The sequence below is a fragment of the Streptomyces sp. NPDC054887 genome (assembly GCF_053610585.1).
Map to the genome: position 1 here is coordinate 1 of NZ_JBSGYQ010000016.1, position 23,635 is coordinate 23,635.

Genomic DNA, 23,635 nt, shown 5'->3' on the forward strand with positions numbered 1-23,635 from the left:
ACGCGGGCCTTCCCGCGTACGACTTCGCGGTGGTCGCCGCGGAGAGCGGGCCGCTGAGCAATCACGCCGGGTTCACGATCACCACTCCGTACGGCCTCGACCGGCTCGAAGAGGCCGACCTCATCACCGTTCCCGCAGGCCAGGCGTTCGTGGACCGCGAGTACCCCGAGGACCTGCTCGACGCCCTGCGCCTGCGGCGCGCCCCGGTGGGGGGCGCCGCAGGACCGGGACGCGGTCATCGGTGAGAGGGCGGGCCGGTCAGGCGGCGACGCGTACCGGTTCCACGCCCGTTTCGTTGTGGCGGTCGGTCCAGCTCGTCAGGGCGGCTCCGCACGCGTGGTCCATGTGCCGCAGGCCCGTCAGGTCGAGTTCGATCGGCCGGTCGCGCGGCAGCGCCTCCAGTGCGTCGAGGAGCTTGGGCAGGCGCAGGAAGGTGGCGTTGCCGAGGACCCGGACGCGGACCGGGCCCGTCGAGCCCTCCTCACCGGCGCTGACCTCCACATGGACGTGGGAGGTCTCCCACGCCGTCTTCGCCACCGCGAGCAGCAGGCCGATCAGCACCCCCTCGAACATGTTGGTCACGACGATGGCGAGGGCCGTGGCCCCCAGCACCACCGCCTCGCCGCGGTGCTCCCGCCACAGCGGGACCAGCTCCTTGACCGGGATCAGCTTCCAGCCCGCGTGCACCAGCACACCGGCGAGTGCCGCCACCGGGATCACCCCCAGCGCGGCGGGGAACAGCGCGGCGAAGACGAGCAGCCACACACCGTGCAGCACGCGGGACGCCTTGGTGCGCGCCCCTGCCTGGAGGTTGGCCGAGCTACGTACGATCACCGCCGTCATCGGCAGCGCGCCGAGCATGCCGCACACGGCGTTGCCGGCGCCCTGGGCGACGAGCTCCTTGTCGTAGTCGGTCCTCGGGCCGTCGTGCAGCCGGTCCACGGCCGCCGCGCTGAACAGGCTCTCGGCGGAGGCGATGAGCGTGAAGGCGATCACCGTGCCGAGGAGACCGACCTCGGCGAGCCGGCCGAGGTCGGCGGCGCCGGGCGGCTGCACGGCGTCGAGCAGGCCCTTCACCTCGACCCGGGCGACCGGCGGGTCGAGGACGACGGCGGCCAGGGTCGCCAGGGCGACCGCCGCCAGCGGGGCGGGCAGCACCCGGGCCGCGCCCGGAATCCTCGGCCACAGTACGAGGACCGCCACCGTGCCGGCCCCGATGGCGAGGGCGGCCAGGGCCGGTCCCGACGTGAGGGTGCCGGCCGCGAGTTCCGGCAGGCCGCCGATCTTGGCAGGCCCGCCGGCCGGCGCCTCGGCGTCGGCCAGCGCGTACAACTGGCCCGCGATGAGCACGAGTCCGATGCCCGCGAGCATGCCCTGCACCACCGCGATCGAGATCGCCCGGAACCAGCGGCCGAGCCGGAGCGCGCCCATGGCGAGTTGCAGCACCCCCGCGCCCAGCACGATCACGCCGAGGGCGCCGAGCCCGTACGCCTGCACGGCCTCGTAGACGAGCACCGTCATGCCGGCGGCCGGGCCGCTGACCTGGAGGGAGCTGCCGGGCAGCAGCCCGGTGACGAGGCCGCCCACGATGCCGGTGACCAGGCCGAGTTCGGCGGGTACGCCAGAGGCGACGGCCACGCCCACGCACAGCGGCACGGCCACCAGGAACACGACGAGCGAGGCGGTGAAGTCGGCCCGCAGGTCACCGGGTCGGCGTCGGCCGAAGAGCTTGCCGACGGTCCGGGTCACGGGGTTCACGCCGGCGCTCACAGCGGGAGGAAGGCGTCGACGGCGGGCCGGTGGGCGAGGACCGGCCCGGTGTCCGCGGCGCGGAACCAGCCGTGCGGCCGCGGTCCGGCCTCGCCGGGGCGCGCCCCGGTGGTCAGTGCGGGGACGACACGGGAGTTGGGGCGGCCGACGAACAGCGCCCGGGGCGCCTGGGCGGCCGGCCGCGCGAACCACTCGCGCCGCCCTTCGAGTCCCGGTGTGCGTTCGCCCGGCGAGCGGGCATGGTCGATGAAGGTCTGCATGGGGGGATCGCCTCCAGGAGCGAGTGCAGTGCCGTGAACGTACCGGTGCGCAATACGAAAAACCGTCGCGTACCGCTCAGCGGGTACGGGACTTCGGTCGTCCGTACGGCCGTGTCAGCAGCGGAAGACCTGGAGGGCCACCGGGAGGTCCCCGGATCTGGAGGGCGCGTGCGGGTGCGGCGCTCCGCCGTCGTCCGGCAGGGCGCGGTGCGGGAGTCCGACGGGCGCGGCGGGCGGGGCGCTCGCCGCGTGGAGGGCCGTCTGGGGCGCGTCCTGCGGCCGCTGCGCGCGGCGCGCGTGGCCGGCGCGGGTCTCGACGTCCGATTCGGCGGGCGAGCAGGAGCCGGATCCGGCCACGGGCGGCGCCGTCCCGAGCGCGGTGACGTGCGCGGGCCCGGCGGTGGAGGGCGTCGCGGAGGCGTCGCCGGTGGCGGCCGTGAGGGACAGCAGGGCGAACACCGCCAGCAGCAGCGCCTTGGCGGCCGCGGTGATCCGCAGCACGGTCCCTCCTCCCCCGGGCGTCTTCGCGCCGTCGCATCTGCGATGTGCGGCGCGGCATGGTGTCGAGTACCGCCGCCATTGTGTTCAGGTACGGGCCCCGGATGGCAACTCGGCACTTTACAAAGGCGTTAACTCTTCGCGAACGTGGCCGGATCGCGCCCGGGGCCGGACGCCCGGGGACACCGGCCGGGTGGGGCCGGTGTCCCCGAGCGTCACCTGCCGCCGCCGTCAGCGTGCGCCGTGGACCTCCAGCGCCGCGCGGACCGCCGACTCCAGCGCGCCCTCGATCCAGGCGGGCTTCAGCGACGTGTGGCAGCCGGCGAAGTACAGCGGACCCTCCGGGGTGCGCGTGTCCGGGAAGATCTCGGTGTGCTGTCCGGGGAGCAGTACGGACGCCTCGCCGTACGCGTACGGGTCGCGCTGCCAGCTCTGGGTGCGGCCGACGCCCGTGAAGAAGACCTCGAGTCGCTGCCCGTACACCTCCTGCATGCCGCGCAGCGCGAGCGCGTACCGGGCCTCGTCGTCGTAGGCGTCCCAGCGCCGGGCGTCGTCGGCCCAGCTGTACGACGCGAGCACGACGCCGCCGTCGCTGCCCGGCACCCGGTGGGACGGGTTGAACATGAAGCGGTTCGGATTGTCGGTCACCGATCCGCCGCCGACGACCCGCGCCGCCTCCGGCTGGTCGCGGGAGACCCAGCAGTGCGCCGCGTAGTGCGTGCGCTGCTGCTCGGAGAGGTGGCCGGGCGGCACGGAGGGGTGGGCGCCGAGCAGCCGCCCGTCGTCCGGCACCGCGGCCTTGCGGTAGGCGTCGTACAGCCCGGGCTCCATGGCGTCCAGCTCGCGCTTCCAGTCGTCCTCGCTCATCTCCCACCAGCGGCGGCTGAATTCGAGCAGGACCTTCGTGGCGCTGTCGTAGTGGATTTCACTCACGGCCCGGCGCTTGCGGTACGAGAGCTGGGGCGAGATCTGCACGTGCCGCAGACCGGAGAAGGGGATGGTGACGACGGCGGCGTCACCGGAGAACTCCTCGCGGACCACGCGCCCGTCGCGTCCCTCGGAGACGGCGTGCAGCCGCACGCGGGGCCCCGGGGCTCCTTCGGGGCGCGTCTCGACGCGGGTGACGCGCCGGTCGAAACGCACCTCGTCGCGTACGTCGTCGAGAAGGGCGTCCGCGAGGACCGCCGTGCCGCCGGTCAGCTCGTAGAACTGCGTGCCGGGGCTGATCAGGGACGCCCCCATGAAGCTGTGCATGAACGACAGCGGAAGCCGGGAGGTCATGTTCTCCAGCGTTCCGACGAGGTCGATCGTGCGGGTGTCGAGCTTCGCGTGCTCGGTGAGGAAGCGGTACATCGACCAGTCGCCGAAGCGCTGGACGATCCGGGCCCAGCCTTCGACCAGCTCGGGCATCGGCTTGTTGACGCGGGTGCCGTCGGGGCGGCGGGTGCTGTACTCGTCGCGCACCGGGTCCAGGGCCTGCCGGACGATCTCGGCCGCCGGTACGTTGACGTACTTCCGGGGCACGCCGAAGGAGCGGTTGACCGCCACCGGGCTCTTCGCGTAGTCGGCGCGCCGCGTCCTGATCCCGTTGACGCGGATCCAGGTGCGGTACGCCGGCTTCCCGTCCGGGTCGGCGTCGACGTAGTGGAACGGGCGGCGCTCGATGCCGAGGTGGTCGATCAGCCCGATGACCAGCGGGTGGCTGCCGGGGATGCGCATGGCGCCCGCCTCGGCGTACTGCTTCGGGTCGGCGAACGGCGGCTTGGCGTTCTCGTGACCGCCGGTGCGGAAGGTCTTGATGCGCCCGCCCGCCCGGTTGCCGTTGGCCTCGACGACGGTGACGCGGTGGCCCGCGCGCTTGAGCAGGGAGGCGGCGACCATGCCGGCCGGTCCCGCGCCGACGACGAGCACGTCCCTGGGCGCCGCGCCGGTCCGGGGCAGCCCCCCGCCGAGGAGGATCTTCTCGTACCGGGGGATCAGCGGCTGGTTGTCCTCGTCGACGACCAGCAGGGCGCGGGCGACCTCCAGGCACCTCTGCCGGTCGGCGGTGGAGAGCGGAGCGGCGGGCGCGGCGGCCGCGTCCGCCCCGGTGACGGCGGTGACGGCGGCGGCAGCGGCCACCGTCCCGGCCGCGGCGGTGAATTGACGACGCGTCACATCTAAGGGTTCCATGATCCCTCAAACGGCGCACGGCGTCCGGGGCAGTGGGCCGGACGCCGGATTCACCCGAACGAAACCGCGTCAGATGAAGTTGAGCGCCGCCGCGCCGCCCACTCCCCCGAGCAGCATGAACGCCGGCATCAGCACCTTCATCTCCACCCAGCTCCCCGCGCGGAACCGCAGCGCCTTCGGCGGCCCGATCGGGTACCAGCGCTTGCGGCCGACCGGTATGGGCCACAGGATCGGGCAGCCGGAGACCGTGAGCGCGTCACCGATGTCGTGCACCAGCGCGCCGAGCACGATCGGCAGGCCGAGCCACAGGTACTCCTGGCCGGGGCCGGCGAACAGCCAGTCCGCGCCGTTGCCGGGTTCGTCCAGTACGCCGGCCAGGATCCACGCGCTCGTCGCGCCGAGCAGCCACACCAGTATGTCGCTGGACACCCGGGCGGCCCGCCAGAGCAGGCCCTCCACCGCCAGCACCAGGTGGACGAAGAGGAGCGCGAGCACCGCCCAGCGGCCACCGGTGAAGGCCAGGAGCGACGCGCCGCCGCCGATCATGACCGCCCACAGCCAGGTGTGGGTGAGCGTGCGGTGACCGCCGGACCTGCGGGGGTCGCCCTGCTTCTTCGTGGCCTTGTAGACGGCGTACGACAGCTTGTCGACGATCTCGCACAGGCCGCGCGACACGGGGCCGAAGGCGCGCGAGATGGTCGCCGACTTGTGGTCGAGGTCCGGCGCGAGGGCCGCGCCCGCGCAGATCAGGGCTCCCACCACGAGCACGGGCCACGGCATCGGGTGTCCGGCCGCGGCCGCCGCCGCACCCACCCCCAGCCAGGCCGCCGCTCCGGACAGTGAGTGCGCCGGTCCCATCATGGTCGTTCCCCGCCCGTTTGCTCTTGTGGTGTGCCCCCGTTGACACGGCAGCGTATCGGTCGTGATCTTCGAACGGCCGACCGGTTCCGTGTTCCGGGGCGAAGCCAGGCAAGATGGGGGCGTGACCCTTATCGATCAGATGCCCCCGACCGCCGACCCCGATGCCCTCTTCGAGGCTTTCACCTCATGGGCCGAGGGCCAGGGCATCAGTCTCTATCCCGCGCAGGAGGAGGCGCTGATCGAGGTGGTGTCCGGCGCGAACGTGATCCTCTCCACGCCGACCGGCTCCGGCAAGAGCCTCGTCGCGGCGGGCGCGCACTTCGCCGCCCTCGCCCAGGACAAGGTCACCTTCTACACCGCGCCGATCAAGGCCCTGGTGTCGGAGAAGTTCTTCGACCTGTGCAAGCTCTTCGGCACGGAGAACGTCGGCATGCTGACCGGCGACGCGTCCGTCAACGCCGACGCCCCGGTGATCGCCTGCACGGCGGAGGTGCTGGCCTCCATCGCGCTGCGCGACGGCAAGCACGCCGACATCGGCCAGGTCGTGATGGACGAGTTCCACTTCTACGCCGAGCCGGACCGCGGCTGGGCCTGGCAGATCCCGCTGCTCGAACTGCCGCAGGCGCAGTTCGTCCTCATGTCGGCGACCCTCGGCGACGTCTCGATGTTCGAGAAGGACCTGACCCGGCGCACCGGCCGCCCGACCTCGGTCGTGCGCTCCGCGACCCGGCCGGTCCCGCTGTCGTACGAGTACCGCCTCACCCCCATCACCGAGACGCTGACCGAGCTCCTGGAGACCCGGCAGGCGCCGGTCTACATCGTGCACTTCACGCAGGCCGCGGCCGTCGAGCGGGCGCAGTCGCTGATGAGCATCAACATGTGCTCGCGGGAGGAGAAGGACCGGATCGCCGAGCTGATCGGCAACTTCCGCTTCACCACGAAGTTCGGCAAGAACCTCTCGCGGTTCGTGCGGCACGGCATCGGCGTGCACCACGCCGGCATGCTGCCCAAGTACCGCCGGCTCGTGGAGAAGCTCGCGCAGGCGGGTCTGCTGAAGGTCATCTGCGGTACGGACACCCTGGGCGTCGGCGTCAACGTCCCCATCCGCACGGTGCTGTTCACCGCCCTCACCAAGTACGACGGCACCCGCGTACGCACGCTCCGCGCCCGCGAGTTCCACCAGATCGCCGGTCGCGCGGGCCGGGCCGGGTTCGACACGGCGGGGCTGGTCGTCGCCCAGGCGCCCGAGCACGTCGTGGAGAACGAGAAGGCGCTCGCCAAGGCCGGCGACGACCCGAAGAAGCGCCGCAAGGTGGTCCGCAAGAAGGCCCCCGAGGGTTTCGTCGCCTGGTCCGAGTCCAGCTTCGACAAGCTGATCGGATCCGACCCCGAGCCGCTGACCAGCCGCTTCCGGGTCACCCACACCATGCTGCTGTCGGTCATCGCCCGCCCCGGCAACCCCTTCGCGGCGATGCGCCACCTGCTGGAGGACAACCACGAGCCGCGCAAGGCGCAGCTGCGGCACATCCGGCGGGCCGTCGCGATCTTCCGCTCGCTGCTCGACGGCGGCGTCGTGGAGATGCTGGAGACCCCGGAGGCCGACGGCCGTACCGTGCGGCTGACCGTCGACCTCCAGCAGGACTTCGCGCTCAACCAGCCGCTGTCGACATTCGCGCTCGCCGCGTACGAGCTGCTGGACCCGGAGTCCCCCTCGTACGCCCTGGACATGGTCTCGGTGGTCGAGTCGACCCTGGACGACCCGCGCCAGATCCTCGCCGCCCAGCAGAACAAGGCGCGCGGCGAGGCGGTCGGCCAGATGAAGGCGGACCGCGTGGAGTACGAGGAGCGCATGGAGCGGCTCCAGGAGATCACGTACCCGAAGCCGCTGGAGGAGCTGCTGTGGCACGGGTACAACGTGTACCGCAAGAGCCACCCGTGGGTCGGCGACCACCCGGTGTCCCCGAAGTCCGTGGTCCGCGACATGTACGAGCGGGCCATGACGTTCGCGGAGTTCACCTCGCACTACGAGCTCGCCCGCACCGAGGGCATCGTGCTGCGGTACCTGGCGGGCGCGTACAAGGCGCTGGAACACACCATCCCCGACGACATCAAGTCCGAGGACCTGGAGGACCTGATCGCCTGGCTCGGCGAGCTGGTGCGCCAGGTCGACTCCAGCCTCCTCGACGAGTGGGAGCAGCTCGCCAACCCCGAGGTGGAGACGGCCGAGGAGGCGCAGGAGCGCGCCGACCAGGTCAAGCCCGTCACGGCGAACGCGCGGGCCTTCCGGGTGCTCGTACGCAACGCCATGTTCCGCCGCGTGGAGCTGGCCGCCCTGGACAACGTCCGCGAACTGGGGGAGCTGGACGGCGAGTCCGGCTGGGACGAGGACAAGTGGGGCGAGGCCATGGACGCGTACTGGGACGAGTACGACGACCTCGGCACCGGGCCGGACGCCCGCGGCCCGAAGCTGCTGATGATCGAGGAGGACGCCGCCCACGGCCTGTGGCGCGTCCGGCAGACGTTCGCCGACCCCAACGGCGACCACGACTGGGGCATCAGCGCCGAGGTCGACCTCGCCGCCTCCGACGAGGAGGGGCGGGCGGTCGTCCGCGTCACCTCGGTCGGTCAGCTGTAGGAAAAGAACCAAGGAGAACCGTCCCGTGACGACGAACCCCGCCGAACGGCTCGTCGACCTGCTCGACCTGGAGCAGATCGAGGTCAACATCTTCCGCGGCCGCAGCCCGCAGGAGTCCCTGCAACGCGTGTTCGGCGGGCAGGTCGCCGGCCAGGCGCTGGTCGCCGCCGGGCGTACGACCGAGGGCGACCGGCCGGTGCACTCGCTGCACGCCTACTTCCTGCGGCCGGGCCGTCCCGGCGTGCCGATCGTCTACCAGGTGGAGCGGGTGAGGGACGGGCGCTCGTTCACCACGCGGCGGGTCACGGCCGTCCAGCAGGGCCGCACGATCTTCAACCTGACCGCCTCCTTCCACCAGCCGGAGGAGGCCGCGTTCGAGCACCAGCTTCCGCCCCGCCTGGACTTCCCGGACCCCGAGACGCTGCCGACGGTGGTGGACGAGATCCGCGAGCACCTCGGGGAGCTGCCCGAGTCGCTGGAGCGGATGGCCCGGCGCCAGCCGTTCGACATCCGGTACGTCGACCGGCTGCGGTGGACGGCCGAGGAGGTCGAGGAGGCGGACCCGCGCAGCGCGGTGTGGATGCGCGCGGTCGGGCCGCTGGGCGACGACCAGCTGGTGCACACGTGCGCGCTGGCGTACGCGTCGGACATGACCCTGCTGGACGCGGTCCGCATCCCGGTGGAGCCGCTCTGGGGGCCGCGCACGTTCGACATCGCGTCGCTGGACCACGCCATGTGGTTCCACCGGCCGTTCCGGGCCGACGAGTGGTTCCTGTACGACCAGGAGTCCCCCGTCGCGACCGGCGCGCGCGGGCTGGCGCGGGGGCGGATCTACGACCGCGCGGGCAACCTGCTGGTGTCGGTGGTGCAGGAGGGACTGTTCCGCCGGCTGCCGTCCGCCTGAGCCGGCGGTCGCTGTCCTCAGGGCATGAGGCCGTCGAGGTCCTTGTACGTCACCCCGTCCTTCATGACGAGCAGGACGTTGGCGGGCGTGCCGAGAACGGTGATGTCGTGCAGCGGGTTGCCCCGGGCCACGACGACGTCGGCCCGCTTGCCCGCTTCGAGGGTGCCGATCTCCCCGGCCAGGCCGAGGAGTTCGGCGGCCTCGGCGGTGCCGGCGCGGATCGCCCCCATCGGTGTCATCCCGCAGTCGACGAGGTGCTCCAGCTCCCGCAGGTTGGTGCCGTGCTCCGCGATGCCGCAGTCCGTGCCCATCGCGACGCGCACCCCGCGCGCGACGGCGCGCGGGACGTGCCGGCGTGCGACGGCCTGCCAGTGCTTCTTCTTCGCGTACGCCCAGCCCGCCGCCTTCTGCGGGTCGGGGTCGGTGTGGGCGGTGGTGAGCGTCGGCACCAGGAAGGTGCCGCGCTCCAGCATCAGGTCGACGGCCTCGTCGTCGATCTCGTAGCCGTGCTCGACGCTGGCCACTCCGCCGCGTACGGCGTTCAGGATGCCGCGGCGCCCCTGGGCGTGGGCCGCCACCCTGCGTCCCCCGTGACCGGCCGCGATCCGGGTGATCGTCCGGATCTCGTCCTCCAGGAAGCCCTCGTCGCCCGGTTGGTCCGTCGGGCTCCACACCCCGCCGGTGGCCGCGATCTTCACGCAGTCGGCGCCCTGCCGGAGGACCTCGCGCACGGCCCTGCGGCAACCGGTGACGCCGTCGGCGAGCCGGCCCATGACGGGGTCGTTCGGGCCGCTGTCGTGGGCCGCCCGGAAGTCGCCGTGGCCGCCGGTCGGACTGAGCATGGCGATCGCCACGAGCAGGCGGGGCCCCGGCAGCAGCCCCGAAGCGACGGCCTCCCGGTGGCCGGCGTCCGCGCCGCCGAGGTCACGGGCGGTGGTGACGCCCGCCTCCAGGGTGAGCTTCATGCGCGGCGCGGCGAGGAAGACGCGCAGCGAGGCGGGCATGGCCGCGATCTCGGCGTGGCTGAGGGCGCCTCCGGGGGCCGCCATGTGGACGTGGCAGTCGATGAAGCCCGGCAGGATCGTGTGGCCGCGCACGTCGACGCGGCGCGCCGGCGACGGCAGGTCCGGCACGGCGGACAGCTCTGCCGCCGGGCCGGCCCAGCGGACGAGCCCGTCCTCGACGAGCACCGCCCCGTCGGTGACCGGCTCGCCGCCCGTGCCGTCGACGAGGAGTCCGTTGTGCAGGAGTACGGGGGTGGTGAGGCCGGTCATGGCGCGGTTCCTTCCCAGGAGGGGAGAATGGCCGCCGCGACGGCGCCCGGAACCGGGAGAGCCGCGCGGCGCCACCACACGGTGGTACAAGCGTCCTCGGCCGATACGGCGGCTGCCTTGAACGCCGCCGGGACGGAAACCAGGGCCGTCGGCCGCCTTCCGGCCGGTCTCTGGAACAGTACGGAGCAGTGACCGACGGCCGGCCGTGTCCGGCCGCCCCCAGCCATAGGAGACGGCGATGAGCCTGTACGACATCCCCCTGCGCACCCTGACCGGCGAGCCCACCAGCCTGGCGGCCTACGAGGGCAGGGCGGTGCTGGTGGTCAACGTGGCGTCCAAGTGCGGTCTGACGCCGCAGTACGCGGGCCTGGAGCGACTCCAGAAGACGTACGAGGAGCGCGGTTTCACGGTCCTCGGTGTACCCTGCAACCAGTTCGCGGGGCAGGAGCCGGGCAGCGCCGAGGAGATCGGGACCTTCTGCTCGGCGAGCTACGGCGTGACGTTCCCGCTGCTGGAGAAGATCGAGGTCAACGGTGACCACCGCCACCCGCTGTACGCCGAGCTGACGGCGGCGAAGGACGAGGCCGGCGAGGCCGGGGACGTCCAGTGGAACTTCGAGAAGTTCCTGGTCAGCGCGAAGGGCGAGGTCGTCGGCCGGTTCCGCCCGCGCGTCGAGCCGGAGGCCCCGGAGGTCGTGACGGCCATCGAGGCGCAGCTCCCCTCCGCCTGACGGCAGGCCGAAGGCGCCGTCCCCCGGTACGCGGGGTGACGGCGCCTTCGGCGTACCGCGGCGCGCGGGTCAGCGGATGGGCATGCCCGAGAGGGTGCGGGCGATGACGAGGCGCTGGATCTCGCTGGTGCCCTCGAAGATCGTATAAATGGCGGCGTCGCGGTGCATGCGCTCCACCGGGTACTCGCGCGTGTAGCCGTTGCCGCCGAGGATCTGCACGGCCTGCGCGGTGACCTCCTTGGCCGTCTCACTGGCGAACAGCTTCGACATCGAGCCCTCGGCCGAGGTGAACGGCTTGCCGGTGGTCGCCATCCACGAGGCCCGCCACACCAGCAGCCGCGCCGCGTCGATCCGGGTCCGCATGTCGGCGAGCTGGAAGGCGACGCCCTGGTTGTCGATGATCGGACGCCCGAACTGCTCCCGCGTCTTCGCGTAGTCCAGGGCGACCTCGTACGCGGCGCGGGCCGTACCCACGGCCATCGCGCCGACGGCCGGGCGCGACGCCTCGAAGGTGGCCATGGCGGCGTTCTTCACGCGCTCGCCGCCCTGGCGGGCGCGCTCCCGGGCCCGGGCGAGGCGCTCGTCGAGTTTGTCCTTGCCGCCGAGCAGGCAGTGGCCCGGGACGCGTACGTTCTCCAGTACGACCTCGGCGGTGTGCGACGCGCGGATGCCGTGCTTCTTGAACTTCTGGCCCTGGGACAGGCCGGGCGTGGCCGGCGGGACGATGAAGGAAGCGTGCCCCTTGGAACCGAGCTCGGGGTCGACGAGGGCGACGACGACGTGGACGTTCGCGATGCCGCCGTTGGTCGCCCAGGTCTTCGTGCCGTTCAGGACCCACTCGTCCTTGGCCTCGTCGTACACGGCGCGGGTGCGCATCGCCGACACGTCGGAGCCGGCGTCCGGCTCGGAGGAGCAGAAGGCGGCGACCTTGACGTCGTCGGGGTCGCCGTACATCTGGGGGATCCAGGTGCCGATCTGTTCCTCGGTGCCGTTGGCGAGGACGCCGACGGCGGCCAGGCCCGTGCCGACGATGGACAGGCCGATGCCCGCGTCGCCCCAGAACAGTTCCTCCATCGCCATCGGGATGCCGAGGCCGGTGGGGTCGAAAAACTGCTGCGCGTAGAAGTCAAGGGAGTAGATGCCGACCTTGGCGGCCTCCTGGATGACGGGCCAGGGGGTCTCCTCACGCTCGTCCCACTCGGCGGCGGCCGGGCGCATCACATCGGCGGCGAACCCGTGGATCCAGTCGCGGACCTGCTTCTGGTCGTCGTTGAGTTCGAGCGTGAACTCGGCCATGTCCCCTCCAGCACTGCTTGCGAAAAGCTCAGGCGTTACTTGCGGTAACCGGAGTCTGTTACCGGTAAGTAGGCCATGTCAACCGCGGCAGCGCGCCGCCCGGCCTTGGTGTTACGTTTCCCAGGCGTCACAGAATCGCTTCGGGCGGGGAGAAACACCATGGACACCACACACTCGGACCAGCAGCAGCGCTCCGCTGCCGCACGGCGCCGGCGGGAACTGCTCGAAGCGGCGGACCGCGTGGTGCTGCGGGACGGCCCGCAGGCTTCCATGAACGCCATAGCCGCCGAGGCCGGGATCACCAAGCCGATCCTGTACCGGCACTTCGGCGACAAGGGCGGCCTGTACCGCGCGCTGGCCAAGCGCCACACCGACGCGCTGCTGTCCGCCCTGCGGACCGCGCTGGACGCGCCCGCCGAGCGGCGGGAGCGGGTCGAGGCGACCCTGGACACCTACCTCGCCGCGATCGAGGCGCTGCCGGAGGTGTACCGGTTCCTGATGCACCCCGCGGAGGACGCCCACCAGCCCGAGCAGGGCTTCGACGTCGGCCGCCACTCCGCGCCGCTGCTGCGGCGGCTCGGCGAGGAGCTGGCCACGGTGATCGCCGAACGCGTGGACCTGGGGCCCGGCAGCGAGCAGCTCGCGCGGGTGTGGGGGCACGGCATCGTCGGGATGATGCACGCGGCCGGCGACTGGTGGCTGGGCGAACGCCCCTGCTCCCGGCAGCAGTTGGTGTCCAGCCTCGCGGACCTGCTGTGGGGCCGGCTCGCCGCCGCGGGCGACCGCGAGGACGGCCCCGGCTTCTGACGCGGCCGGGGGTGCGCCTTGGCCTGCTTCAGCCCCGGCCGCCCCAGGGCGCCCGGCGCGCCGCCCGCAGCGCCCTGGACCGGCGCCAGCCGGTGAGCCGGTCCGTGTAGACCAGGCCGGACACGTGGTCGCACTCGTGCTGGAGGCAGCGGGCGAAGAACCCGGTGCCCTCGACCCGCACCGGATCGCCCGTCAGCGACACGCCCTCCACCACCGCCCGGTCGAAGCGCTCCGTACCCGCTTCGATGCCCGGCAGCGACAGGCACCCCTCGGGACCGCGTACGGTGATGCCGTCGGCCTCGACCAGGCGTGGGTTGACGATGTGACCGACATGCCGGACATCCTCGTCGTCCGGACAGTCGTATACGAAGACACGCAGCGGTACGCCGACTTGGTTGGCCGCGAGGCCGACCCCCTCGGCGGCGTACATCGTCGCGAACATGTCCTCGACGAGGCGGACGAGCGAGGGACCGAAGTCGCTCACCGTCTCGCAGGGCGCGTGCAGCGCCGGATCGCCGAGCAGGGTCATGGGTCGTACGAGCCCGGAACTGCCGGGAATCGGGCGGTGTCGCATGGCGGCAAGCGTACGTTCCGCCGGGCCCGTGGCGCCCCCGGTGGTGCCGGGGTGTGGGGGCCCGGCCGGATCTCGATAGGCTGAGCCCCGACGTTGACCGGTGGACCTGGGGCAATTGCGGCGCCGGATGCAAGGAGGATCAGTGACGATGGCAGGCAACACGGAGCCGTTGTCGCCGCGGGCCAAGCTGGCCGTGACGGCAGGCAAGGCCGCGGCGGCGGTGTCCCGCGCCGCGGGACGCGGCAGCGGATCCGTGATCGGCGGCAAGGTGGCGCTCAAGCTCGACCCCGACCTGCTCGGGCGGCTCGCCCAGCATCTCGACGTCGTGCTCGTGTCCGCCACGAACGGCAAGACGACGACGACCCGGCTCATCGCCGAGGCACTGCGGGCCAGCGGCCCGGTCGTCTCCAACGCGCTCGGCGCCAACATGCCGGCGGGCATCACCTCCGCCCTGGCGGGCGGCTCGGACGCGAAGTACGGCGTGATCGAGGTCGACGAGAAGTACCTCGCGGGCGTCGCCCGGGACGTGACGCCGAAGGCGATCGCCCTGCTCAACCTCTCCCGCGACCAGCTCGACCGCGCGGCCGAGACCCGGATGCTCGCCGAGAAGTGGCGCGAGGGCCTGTCCGGCACGAAGGCCGTCGTCATCGCGAACGCCGACGACCCGCTGATCGTCTGGGCCGCGTCCTCCTCGCCCAGCGTGGTGTGGGTGGCGGCCGGCCAGGAGTGGAAGGACGACGCCTGGTCCTGCCCGTCCTGCGGCGGTGTGATGCAGCGCCCCGGCGACGACTGGTTCTGCGGCGAGTGCGGCTTCCGCCGCCCCGCCCCCAGCTGGGTGCTGAGCGGCGACCACGTCGTCGACCCGCACGGTTCGGCCTGGCCGATCCACCTCCAGCTGCCCGGCCGCGCCAACAAGGCGAACGCCGCGACCTCCGCCGCCGTCGCCGCCGTGTTCGGTGTGCCGCCGCAGGTGGCACTGGAGCGCATGTACCAGGTGCAGGCGGTGGCCGGCCGGTACGACGTGGTCCAGTTCCAGGAGCGCGAGCTGCGGCTGCTGCTCGCGAAGAACCCGGCGGGCTGGCTCGAAACGTTTTCTCTCATCAACCCGCCGCCGACGCCGGTGATCCTGGCCGTCAACGCGCGCGGCGCGGACGGCACGGACACCTCCTGGCTGTGGGACGTCGACTACACCCGGCTCGCCGGCCACCCGATCTTCGTGCTCGGTGACCGCAAGCTGGACCTCGCGGTGCGCCTGGAGGTCGCGAACCTGGAGTTCCGGGTCTGCGAGACGCTCGACGAGGCCGTGCAGCTGGCGCCGCCCGGCCTGATCGAGACGATCGCCAACTACACCGCGTTCCAGGACCTGCGCCGCCGCGTCGGCAACTAGGCCCGCGTACACCGGAAGAGGACAAGCAAGCATGAGCGACAACAGCCTGCGCCTGGTGTGGATCTACCCGGACCTGCTGAGCACGTACGGCGACCAGGGCAACGCCCTCGTCGTGGAGCGCCGGGCCCGTCAGCGCGGCCTCGACGTCCACCGTGTGGACGTGCGCAGCGACCAGCAGATCCCCACTTCGGGCGACATCTACCTGATCGGCGGCGGCGAGGACCGGCCGCAGCGCCTCGCGGCGGAGCGGCTGCGCCGCGACGGCGGTCTGGAGCGCGCGGTCTCCAACGGCGCGATCGTCTTCTCGGTCTGCGCCGGGTACCAGATCCTCGGTCACGAGTTCATCAACGACCTCGGCGAGCGCGAGCAGGGCCTCGGGCTGCTCGACGTCGTCAGCACGCGCGGCGAGGGCGAGCGGTGCGTCGGCGACGTCCTCGGCGACATCGACGAGCGTCTGGGCCTGCCGCCGCTGACGGGGTTCGAGAACCACCAGGGCATCACCCATCTGGGCCCGACGGCGCGGCCGTTCGCCCGGACGCGGATCGGCAAGGGCAACGGAACCGGCGACGGCACGGAGGGCGCGTACAACGACACCGTCTTCGGCACGTACATGCACGGTCCCGTCCTGGCCCGCAACCCGCTCATCGCGGACCTGCTGCTGAAGCTGGCCCTCGATGTCAACGCGCTGCCGCCGACCGACGACCGCTGGTACGAGGCGCTGCGCGCCGAACGCATCGCCTCCGCGACGCAGCCGGCCTGACGCGCTGTCGCGGTTCGTCCGCCTTTGCGGTGTCCAGCTGACGGACTGCCGGTTCGGCCCCGTCACCCCGCGCGAGTAGGGTGACGGGGATCCAACCGGACGACGTGGTCCGGTCTCCGGCCCACGTTGCAAAGGTATTCCGGGCATGCGTATTGGTGTACTCACTTCCGGCGGCGACTGCCCCGGCCTGAACGCTGTCATCCGTTCCGTCGTGCACCGCGCCGTCGTCGACCACGGCGACGAGGTCATCGGCTTCCACGACGGCTGGCGCGGCCTTCTGGAATGCGACTACCGCAAGCTGGACCTCGACGCGGTGGGCGGCATCCTGGCCCGCGGCGGCACGATCCTCGGCTCGTCCAGGGTCCAGCCGGCGCATCTGCGCGACGGCGTCGAGCGGGCGCGCGGCCATGTCGCCGACCTCGGTCTCGACGCGATCATCCCGATCGGCGGCGAGGGCACGCTGAAGGCGGCGAACCTGCTGTCCGAGGCGGGCCTGCCGATCGTCGGCGTTCCGAAGACCATCGACAACGACATCGCGTCGACCGACGTCACCTTCGGCTTCGACACGGCCGTCGGCGTCGCCACCGAGGCCCTCGACCGGCTCAAGACCACCGCCGAGTCGCACCAGCGCGTGCTGATCGTCGAGGTCATGGGCCGGCACACCGGCTGGATCGCGCTGCACTCCGGCATGGCGGCCGGCGCGCACGCCATCGTCGTGCCCGAGCGGCCCTTCGACATCGGCGAGCTGACCGAGCTGGTCGGCAAGCGGTTCTCGGCCGGCAAGCGGTTCGCGATCGTCGTGGTCGCCGAGGGCGCGAAGCCGCGCGAGGGCTCCATGGAGTTCGACATCGGCGGCAAGGACATGTACGGGCACGAGCGCTTCGCCGGCGTCGCCCGGCAGCTGTCCGTCGAGCTGGAGGAGCGCCTCGGCAAGGAGGCGCGGCCCGTCATCCTCGGCCACGTCCAGCGCGGCGGCACCCCGACGGCGTACGACCGCGTCCTCGCGACCCGCTTCGGCTGGCACGCGGTGGAGGCGGCGCACCGGGGTGAGTTCGGCATGATGACGGCGCTGCGCGGCACGGACATCGTCATGGTCCCGCTGGCCGAGGCCGTGGAGACCCTGAAGACCGTCCCCGGCGAGCGCTACGCCGAGGCCGAGTGCGTGCTCTGACCTCGTAGGCGTACGACGAACTGCCCCCGGCCGCGAGCGCGGCCGGGGGCAGTTCTACTCTGTACCGGACAACCGTTACGAATGGGCAGTCCTCGGGAGTACGCAGATGGATCACGGCGGGCACGGCAGCGGCATGGACATGGATCTGCCGCCGTTCACGCTGGGGCGGGGGCTGGAGTTCTCCCCCGATCTCTTCTTCCTGGTGGGCTGCGTCCTGGCGCTGGCCCTGTACGGGTGGGGCGTGGTGCGGCTGAGGCGCCGCGGCGACGGCTGGCCGGTCGGCCGGACGGTCTTCTTCGTCGTGGGCGTGCTGAGCGTGGCACTGGTGATGTGCACCAAGCTGAACGACTACGGCATGGTCATGTTCAGCGTGCACATGGTGCAGCACATGGTGATCAGCATGCTGTCGCCGATCCTGCTGCTGCTCGGCGCGCCGGTGACGCTGGCCCTGCGGGCGCTGCCGGTCGCGGGGCGCGGGAACCGCAAGGGGCCGCGCGAGCTGCTGCTGATGCTGCTGCACAGCCGGTACATGAAGATCGTCACGCACCCGGCGTTCACGATCCCGCTGTTCATCGCCTCCCTGTACGCGCTCTACTTCACGCCCGTCTTCGACTTCCTGATGGAGAGCAGGCCGGGCCACCTCGGCATGATGGTCCACTTCCTCGCGGTCGGCCTGGTCTTCTTCTGGCCGATCATGGGCGTCGACCCGGGGCCGCACCGCCCGGGGTACGTGATGCGGATGCTGGAGCTGTTCGCCGGCATGCCCTTCCACGCGTTCTTCGGCATCGCGCTGATGATGGCGAGCCAGCCGATGATCGGTACGTACAAGAACCCGCCGACGTCGCTGGGCATCGACGCGCTGACCGACCAGAACTGGGCGGGCGGCATCGCCTGGGCGTTCTCGGAGATCCCGTCCGTGCTGGTGCTGATCGCGCTGGTCTTCCAGTGGTACCGGTCCGAGCAGCGGGTCGCGCGGCGCGCGGACCGGGCGGCGGACCGCGACGGCGACCAGGAGCTGGTGGCGTACAACGCGTATCTCGCGTCGCTCCAGGCGCGCGGGCGCTAGGTCGCCGGTAACGTCGGGACAGTAGCGCGGGAGCCTCGCAGGGGTGACGATGGCCCTCCACCAGAAGGAGGGGGTGCGCATGCCCGGTTCCACGAAGTCGATGGGGGTGCTCACCGTCAGTACGCTGATCGTCATATCGGCGTACACGGCGGCGCTCGGCAGCAACGGCTGGCTGTGGTTCGGCTGGGTCGTGCTGGGTCTGGTCACGGTCGGGATGGCCGCGTCACGCGGCCGGTGAGCCGCATCCGGTGAACCGCTGAGCGCCTGGCACAGGCAGGAGTCAGAAGCGGAAGACCGCCCCCGTCGCGGTGTCGAGCACGCACGCGTTCGGGTACGTCTTGCGCCAGCTCGTCGGCGCCCCGCGCCACGTGCCGCCGGCGCTGACGGTCACGGGCTCGTACTGCTTGGTGCAGGCCCGCGGGTTGCCCGGGAGCTTGTCGAAGTCGCCGTTCGCCCTGCCGAGCGCCTCGCACGCGCCGGCGGCGTCCGGGTGGGGCCCCGAGGGCTTCGGCGCGCACTCGAGGAGGACGCCCCGCATCCAGGTGCTCGACGACCCCGAGACGGTCAGGAAGAGCCCTTTGGGCGGCTTGGGACCACCGGGGGCGTCCGACGCCCGTGCGGGCAGGGCCGCGGCCGCGACGGCGAGCAGGACGACTGCGGTGACGGCGGCTGGGGAGCGCATCCGGACCTCCTGGGGCTGGGGTGCCTGGCGACGGGGTGTCGGCGCAAGCCAGGCCACCGCCCGCCGGCGTCCGCGGGCAAGCGACCGCGCCGCCGCGTCCCGCTCACGAGCGCGCGCGCTGCTCCGTACGGCGGACCGCGCGGCCGGGGCCGCGCACTCACCCCAGCAGGGCGTCCAGACCGGCCGCCAGGCCGCCGGGGCCGCCGCGGACCGCCATGGCCGCGGCGGTGGCGCGCAGGCGCGGCAGTTCCGAGGCGGGCAGGCGGTGCAGGCCGAGCCGGAAGGCCGGCTCCGGTTCGCTCGGGTCGTCGTCCATGGCCCGCAGCTCGACCAGGAGGTAGCCGAGCAGCCAGGCCGTGAAGGCCCGGTGGGTCTCCACGGCCTCGCGCTCGCCGAGTCCGGCGCCGTGCAGGAGCTCGAGGACGCGCTCGTCGACGCGCAGGACGGGGAGCGGCCGGCGGGCCATCGGCGTGGACAGCAGACGGGTGGCGAGCAGCGGTACGACATGGGGGTGGCGCAGGGCGGCGCCGTGGGCGGCGAGGGCGACGCGGCGCAGTTCGCCGCGCCAGTCGGCCGGATCCGGCCGCGCCGCCGGGTCCTGGTCCAGGTCCAGGTGGAGTTCCTGGCAGAACGTCTCGACCAGCCCGTCCAGCAGCGCGTCCTTGCTGGGGGCGTACCGGTACAGGGCCATGGCCTCGACGCCCAGCTCCGCGCCGAGCCCGCGCATGCTGAGGCCGGACAGGCCGTCGCGGTCGACCACCTCCAGGGCCGTCGCGAGCACCCGTTCCCTGCTCAGCCGCCCGTAGCGCCCCCGGTCGCCGGCGCGCCTGCCGCGGCCGTCCCCCGTCTCGTCTTTCGGCATGTCCGCCTCCGGGCTCGTCGCTCGGCGTCGCCGTCTGCCGTCCGGCCGGGTCTTGACTCCCACTGACAACCGGAGCAAAGTCGACGTATACGCCGTAAACGCACATAAGCAGCGTACAGCGTCGTCTCACTCAGGAGCGTCCGGTCATGGCGCACAGCGAGCCGGAACCGGTGACCACCCGGGACACGCCGGCCCGCGCAGCGAGCCGGCAGCCACCCGGCGCACCGTCGACCGTGCTCGTCACCGGCGGCGCCGGCTTCATCGGCAGCCACGCCTGCGTCGAGCTGCTCGACCACGGCTACGAGCTGATCGTCGTCGACAACTACTCCAACAGCACACCGCAGGTCTTCGCCCGCGTGGAAAGGATCGCCGGCCGGTTCGTCGGAGCCGTGTACGAACTGGACATCCGTGATCGACGCGCCCTCTCGGCCGTCTTCGACCGCCACTCCGTGGACGCCGTCGTGCACTTTGCCGCGCACAAGGCCGTGGGCGAGTCGATGCGGATGCCCGTCGAGTACTACGACACCAACATCGGCGGCACCACCTCGCTGCTGCGGGCGATGCACGAACACGGAGTGCACCAGATGGTGTTCTCCTCGTCCAGCGCCATATACGGGGACGCCGGGCGCGGGCCGCTGGACGAGGCGACCCCCGCCCGGCCGGCGAATCCGTACGCGGCCTCCAAGTGGGCCTGCGAGCAGATCCTCGGCGACGTGTGCCGCCGGCGCCCCGAGTTCACGGTGGTCGCCCTGCGCTACTTCAACCCGGTCGGCGCCCATCCCAGCGGGCTGCTCGGCGAGGACCCCAGCGGCACCCCCGAGAACCTGATGCCGTGCCTCGCCCAGGTGGCGGTCGGCCGGCGGCACCGGCTCCGCGTCTTCGGCGACGACTACGCCACCGCCGACGGTACGGGGGTGCGCGACTACATCCACGTGATGGACACCGTCGAGGCGCACCGCCTGGCGCTCGACCACCTCGCCGACGGCCCCGGCATGCGGACGTACAACCTGGGTCTCGGGGAGGGCCGGTCGGTCCTGGAGGTCGTCTCCGCCTTCAGTGCGGCGTGCGGCACGCCCGTCCCGTACGACATCGTCTCGCGCCGCCCGGGGGACGTGCCCGAGGTCGTCGCTGACGCCTCGGCGGTCCGGCGTGCCTGGGGGTGGCGCCCGACCAGGGGCCTGGCCGACACGGCCCTCAACTCCGACGAGGACATCAGCCGGCTCAACGCCGCGCTGACCCGGCTGTCCGAGCGCTTCGCCCTGCGCCCGAGGGGCTGAGGGCCGTGGCCGCGCGTCCGCCGACCCGCAACGACGACGTGGACTGGGACCGCTGGCCCGTCCAGGACTACCTCGCGGAGAACTACCGTGAGCTGCACCCCTCGGACGCCGCCGTCATCGCCCACCACTCGGCGTTCTACCGCCGCTTCGCGCCGGGCAGTGTGGCCCGCTCCGTGGAGTTCGGGGCCGGCCCGAACCTGTATCCGCTCATGCTCGCCGCCTCGGCGAGCCGCCGCGTGGACGCCGTGGAGGCCGGGGCCGCGGGCGTCGCGTACCTGACCCGGCAGCTCGCCCAGGGCCCCGACGACAGCTGGCTGCCCTTCCACGCCCTGTGCCGGCGGCTCGATCCCCGCCTTCCGGCGACGCTGCCCGGGGCCCTCGCACCGGTACGGGTCGTCCACGCGGACGCCCGGCAGGTGCCGCCCGGGGCGTACGGCATCGCGTCGATGAACTTCGTCGCCGAGGGGGTCACCGAGGACCGCGAGGAGTTCGCTGACCTCTGCGCCCGCCTCGTACGCTCGGTGCACCCGGGAGGTGGTGTGGTGGCGGCGTTCATGGAGAACATGCCGACGTACCGCGTCGGTCCCGCGTCGCGGTGGCCCGGCTGTCCGGTGGACCCGGCCGTCGTCGCGGAGGTCTTCGAGCCGCTGACCCGGCGGCTCACCGTCAGCCGGATCGACGCCGACCCCACGCTGCCCGACTACGGGGACTCGGGCATGGTGCTCCTGACGGCGGTCAGGTGAGCCGCCGGGCGCAGATCGCCCGGCCCGGCCGGCGGCGGGCCGGCAGCGGTCAGACGCCGTCCGGACGGACACCGGCCCGTCGGAGGGCGAACGCCGTGTCCACCAGGGCGATGTGGCTGAACGCCTGCGGGGCGTTCCCCAGTTGCCGCCGGCCGCCCGGGTCCCACTGCTCCGAGAGCAGCCCCACGTCGTTGCGGATGCCCAGGACCCGTTCGAAGGCCTCTCGCGCCCGGTCGTGGTGGCCCGTCGCCGCCAGGGCGTCGGCGTACCAGAGCGAACAGGCCACGAACGTGCCCTCGGAGCCGCGGATGCCGTCGACGCCGTGCACACCGTCGCCGCCCTGCCCGTCCCTCCCGTCCTGCGCGTAACGCCGTACGAACCCGTCGTGCTCCAGCGCCCGCATCGCCCGGACGGTGTCGCGCACACGCGTGTCGCCGGGCGGCAGGAATCCGAGTTTGGGCATGAGCAGGGCCGACGCGTCGAGGGCGGGGGAACCGTAGGACTGGACGAACGAGCGCTGCCGCGCGTCCCACCCCTCGCGGCAGACCTCCCGGTGCACCGCGTCGCGCATGGCGCGCCACTGCCCCGAGGAGCCGTTCCTGCCGAGGATGCTCCCCATGCGCAGGGCGCGGTCGGCGGCGACCCACGTCATGACCTTGGAGTGGACGAACTGGCGACGGGGTCCGCGGACTTCCCACAGCCCCTCGTCCGCGTCGCGCCAGTGCGCCCGCAGATAGCTCATGAGGGAGTTGACCAGGCTCCACATGTGCGGTTGCAGGGGGATGCCCGCGCGCAGTGACCAGTAGAGCGTGTCCAGGACCTCTCCGTACACGTCCAGCTGGAACTTCTCGACCGCGGCGTTGCCGAACCGGACCGGCCGCGCGCCCTCGTATCCGGTCAGCCAGGGGGCTTCCGTCTCGGGGAGGTGCCGGTGGCCCTCGATGCCGTACACCGCCTGGAGGTCCGCCGGTTCGCCCGCGATGGCGCGCAGCAGCCAGTCGAGCCAGGCCGTCGCCTCGTCCCGGTAACCGCTGCGCAGCAGGCAGGAGAGGGTCAGGGTGGAGTCGCGCAGCCAGCAGTAGCGGTAGTCCCAGTTGCGCTCGCCGCCCACGCATTCGGGGAGCGACGTGGTGGGAGCGGCGACGATGCCGCCGGTGGGGGCGTAGGTGAGCGCCTTCAGGGTGATGAGGGACCGTACGACCGGTTCGCGCCAGGGCCCCCGGTAGCGGCACTGGGCGGTCCAGTCGCGCCAGAAGTCGGTGGTCGCCTTGAGCGCCGTCTCGGGCGGTACGCACAGGGGCGCGGGCAGCGTGGTGAGGTGCGAGGGCGTCCACACCAGCATCAGGGTCAGCCGACGGCCCGCCGTGACGTCGAACTCGCCGACGATCGCGTCCGTGCGGTCGACCCGCCGCACCGGCCCGTCGGCGCTCAGCCACACCGAGTCGGGCCCGGCGACCGCGACCGTGCCGCTGTCGGTGGCCCGCACCCAGGGCACGACTCGGCCCTGGTGGAAGCGCGGTTTGAGTTCGCTGCGCATCGGCACGGTCCCCGACACGCCTTCGACGGTCCGTACGACGCAGGGCATCTGTCCGCGCGGCGGCATGAAGTCGGTGACGCGTACGGTGCCGGTCGCGGTCCGCCAGTACGAATCGAGCACGAGCGTGTCCGGGCGGTAGGTCCGGTGCGCGCAGGCCCCTCCGCCGACGGGGGCGAGGCGCCAGAAACCGTTGTCCCCGGTGCCGAGCAGTGCGGCGAAGCAGGCGGGGGAGTCGAAGCGCGGGAAACAGAGCCAGTCGATCGACCCGTCCCTGCCCAGCATCGCGGCAGTCTCGAGATCACCGATGAGGGCGTAGTCCTCGATGGGATTGCTCATGATCGAAGTACGCCGTCGTACACAGAGCCGCTC

The 23,635-nt window shown here is 72.4% G+C and carries 22 protein-coding genes and 1 pseudogene; 12 read left to right on the forward strand and 11 right to left on the reverse strand.

Annotation, left to right across the window (positions count from 1 at the left end):
• Positions 1–191 (forward strand): annotated as a pseudogene (locus ACWGH0_RS11765) (AraC family transcriptional regulator); the annotation flags it as partial.
• Positions 192–258: 67 nt separating this feature from the next.
• On the opposite strand, the gene ACWGH0_RS11770 reads toward ACWGH0_RS11765, so the two are convergent.
• The 5 genes from ACWGH0_RS11770 to ACWGH0_RS11790 form a co-directional block, all read right to left on the reverse strand.
• The gene (locus ACWGH0_RS11770; RefSeq protein ID WP_453404004.1) at positions 259–1,758 is read right to left on the reverse strand and encodes a SulP family inorganic anion transporter; all 1,500 of its coding nucleotides are present in this window, start codon (positions 1,756–1,758) and stop codon (positions 259–261) included.
• 8 nt (positions 1,759–1,766) lie between these two features.
• Positions 1,767–2,030: a hypothetical protein gene (locus tag ACWGH0_RS11775; protein ID WP_453404005.1), complete on the reverse strand. Its 264-nt coding sequence runs from the start codon at positions 2,028–2,030 to the stop codon at positions 1,767–1,769.
• Positions 2,031–2,144: 114 nt separating this feature from the next.
• The gene (locus ACWGH0_RS11780) at positions 2,145–2,531 is read right to left on the reverse strand and encodes a hypothetical protein (protein WP_453404006.1); all 387 of its coding nucleotides are present in this window, start codon (positions 2,529–2,531) and stop codon (positions 2,145–2,147) included.
• Positions 2,532–2,759: 228 nt separating this feature from the next.
• Complete coding sequence (locus tag ACWGH0_RS11785; RefSeq protein WP_453404007.1) at positions 2,760–4,700, reverse strand: flavin monoamine oxidase family protein; 1,941 nt, start codon at positions 4,698–4,700, stop codon at positions 2,760–2,762.
• Positions 4,701–4,769: 69 nt separating this feature from the next.
• Positions 4,770–5,561 carry a metal-dependent hydrolase gene (locus ACWGH0_RS11790; protein WP_453404008.1) on the reverse strand — a complete coding sequence of 264 codons (792 nt, stop codon included), beginning with the start codon at positions 5,559–5,561 and terminating at the stop codon, positions 4,770–4,772.
• Between the two features lie 121 nt (positions 5,562–5,682).
• On the opposite strand from ACWGH0_RS11790, the gene ACWGH0_RS11795 reads away from it, so the two are divergent.
• Positions 5,683–8,196, forward strand: a complete 2,514-nt coding sequence (locus tag ACWGH0_RS11795) for a DEAD/DEAH box helicase (protein ID WP_453404009.1) — start codon at positions 5,683–5,685, stop codon at positions 8,194–8,196.
• A gap of 25 nt (positions 8,197–8,221) precedes the next feature.
• Positions 8,222–9,100: an acyl-CoA thioesterase gene (locus ACWGH0_RS11800; protein ID WP_453404010.1), complete on the forward strand. Its 879-nt coding sequence runs from the start codon at positions 8,222–8,224 to the stop codon at positions 9,098–9,100.
• Positions 9,101–9,117: 17 nt separating this feature from the next.
• Here the strand turns inward: ACWGH0_RS11800 and ACWGH0_RS11805 are convergent, their stop codons facing one another.
• Positions 9,118–10,374 carry an amidohydrolase family protein gene (locus ACWGH0_RS11805; protein WP_453404011.1) on the reverse strand — a complete coding sequence of 419 codons (1,257 nt, stop codon included), beginning with the start codon at positions 10,372–10,374 and terminating at the stop codon, positions 9,118–9,120.
• A 238-nt stretch (positions 10,375–10,612) separates the two neighbouring features.
• Here ACWGH0_RS11805 and ACWGH0_RS11810 point away from each other — a divergent pair, with 238 nt between their 5' ends.
• Complete coding sequence (locus ACWGH0_RS11810) at positions 10,613–11,104, forward strand: glutathione peroxidase (RefSeq protein ID WP_453404012.1); 492 nt, start codon at positions 10,613–10,615, stop codon at positions 11,102–11,104.
• A gap of 69 nt (positions 11,105–11,173) precedes the next feature.
• On the opposite strand, the gene ACWGH0_RS11815 is transcribed toward ACWGH0_RS11810, so the two are convergent.
• Positions 11,174–12,400 carry an acyl-CoA dehydrogenase family protein gene (locus ACWGH0_RS11815; protein ID WP_453404013.1) on the reverse strand — a complete coding sequence of 409 codons (1,227 nt, stop codon included), beginning with the start codon at positions 12,398–12,400 and terminating at the stop codon, positions 11,174–11,176.
• Positions 12,401–12,559: 159 nt separating this feature from the next.
• Between ACWGH0_RS11815 and ACWGH0_RS11820 the strand changes: the two genes are divergently transcribed.
• Positions 12,560–13,207, forward strand: coding sequence for a TetR family transcriptional regulator (locus tag ACWGH0_RS11820; protein ID WP_453404014.1), 648 nt, complete (start codon positions 12,560–12,562; stop codon positions 13,205–13,207).
• Positions 13,208–13,235: 28 nt separating this feature from the next.
• On the opposite strand, the gene def is transcribed toward ACWGH0_RS11820, so the two are convergent.
• The gene (def, locus tag ACWGH0_RS11825) at positions 13,236–13,781 is read right to left on the reverse strand and encodes a peptide deformylase (RefSeq protein WP_453404015.1); all 546 of its coding nucleotides are present in this window, start codon (positions 13,779–13,781) and stop codon (positions 13,236–13,238) included.
• Positions 13,782–13,929: 148 nt separating this feature from the next.
• Between def and ACWGH0_RS11830 the strand changes: the two genes are divergently transcribed.
• The 5 genes from ACWGH0_RS11830 to ACWGH0_RS11850 all read left to right on the forward strand — a co-directional run bounded on the left by ACWGH0_RS11830 (position 13,930) and on the right by ACWGH0_RS11850 (position 18,403).
• Complete coding sequence (locus ACWGH0_RS11830) at positions 13,930–15,168, forward strand: MurT ligase domain-containing protein (RefSeq protein ID WP_453404016.1); 1,239 nt, start codon at positions 13,930–13,932, stop codon at positions 15,166–15,168.
• 31 nt (positions 15,169–15,199) lie between these two features.
• Positions 15,200–15,928: a type 1 glutamine amidotransferase gene (locus ACWGH0_RS11835; RefSeq protein WP_028811872.1), complete on the forward strand. Its 729-nt coding sequence runs from the start codon at positions 15,200–15,202 to the stop codon at positions 15,926–15,928.
• A gap of 145 nt (positions 15,929–16,073) precedes the next feature.
• The gene (locus ACWGH0_RS11840) at positions 16,074–17,099 is read left to right on the forward strand and encodes a 6-phosphofructokinase (protein WP_138896665.1); all 1,026 of its coding nucleotides are present in this window, start codon (positions 16,074–16,076) and stop codon (positions 17,097–17,099) included.
• Positions 17,100–17,205: 106 nt separating this feature from the next.
• On the forward strand, positions 17,206–18,165 hold the full coding sequence (locus tag ACWGH0_RS11845) for a cytochrome c oxidase assembly protein (RefSeq protein ID WP_453404017.1): 960 nt from the start codon (positions 17,206–17,208) through the stop codon (positions 18,163–18,165).
• Positions 18,166–18,244: 79 nt separating this feature from the next.
• Positions 18,245–18,403 (forward strand): hypothetical protein, encoded by a 159-nt coding sequence (locus ACWGH0_RS11850; protein WP_453404018.1) that lies wholly within the window; start codon positions 18,245–18,247, stop codon positions 18,401–18,403.
• A 42-nt stretch (positions 18,404–18,445) separates the two neighbouring features.
• Here the strand turns inward: ACWGH0_RS11850 and ACWGH0_RS11855 are convergent, their stop codons facing one another.
• Together ACWGH0_RS11855 and ACWGH0_RS11860 are read right to left on the reverse strand one after the other, a co-directional pair.
• Positions 18,446–18,847, reverse strand: a complete 402-nt coding sequence (locus ACWGH0_RS11855) for a subtilase-type protease inhibitor (RefSeq protein ID WP_453404019.1) — start codon at positions 18,845–18,847, stop codon at positions 18,446–18,448.
• A 157-nt stretch (positions 18,848–19,004) separates the two neighbouring features.
• Positions 19,005–19,709 (reverse strand): TetR/AcrR family transcriptional regulator, encoded by a 705-nt coding sequence (locus tag ACWGH0_RS11860; protein WP_453404020.1) that lies wholly within the window; start codon positions 19,707–19,709, stop codon positions 19,005–19,007.
• 233 nt (positions 19,710–19,942) lie between these two features.
• Between ACWGH0_RS11860 and galE the strand changes: the two genes are divergently transcribed.
• A complete protein-coding gene (gene galE / locus ACWGH0_RS11865) occupies positions 19,943–20,986 on the forward strand; it encodes a UDP-glucose 4-epimerase GalE (protein WP_453404120.1) in 1,044 nt (347 codons plus the stop codon).
• A 5-nt stretch (positions 20,987–20,991) separates the two neighbouring features.
• Positions 20,992–21,729 (forward strand): class I SAM-dependent methyltransferase, encoded by a 738-nt coding sequence (locus ACWGH0_RS11870; protein ID WP_453404021.1) that lies wholly within the window; start codon positions 20,992–20,994, stop codon positions 21,727–21,729.
• Positions 21,730–21,778: 49 nt separating this feature from the next.
• On the opposite strand, the gene ACWGH0_RS11875 is transcribed toward ACWGH0_RS11870, so the two are convergent.
• Complete coding sequence (locus ACWGH0_RS11875; protein WP_453404022.1) at positions 21,779–23,602, reverse strand: glycoside hydrolase family 15 protein; 1,824 nt, start codon at positions 23,600–23,602, stop codon at positions 21,779–21,781.
• Positions 23,603–23,635: the final 33 nt, after the last annotated feature.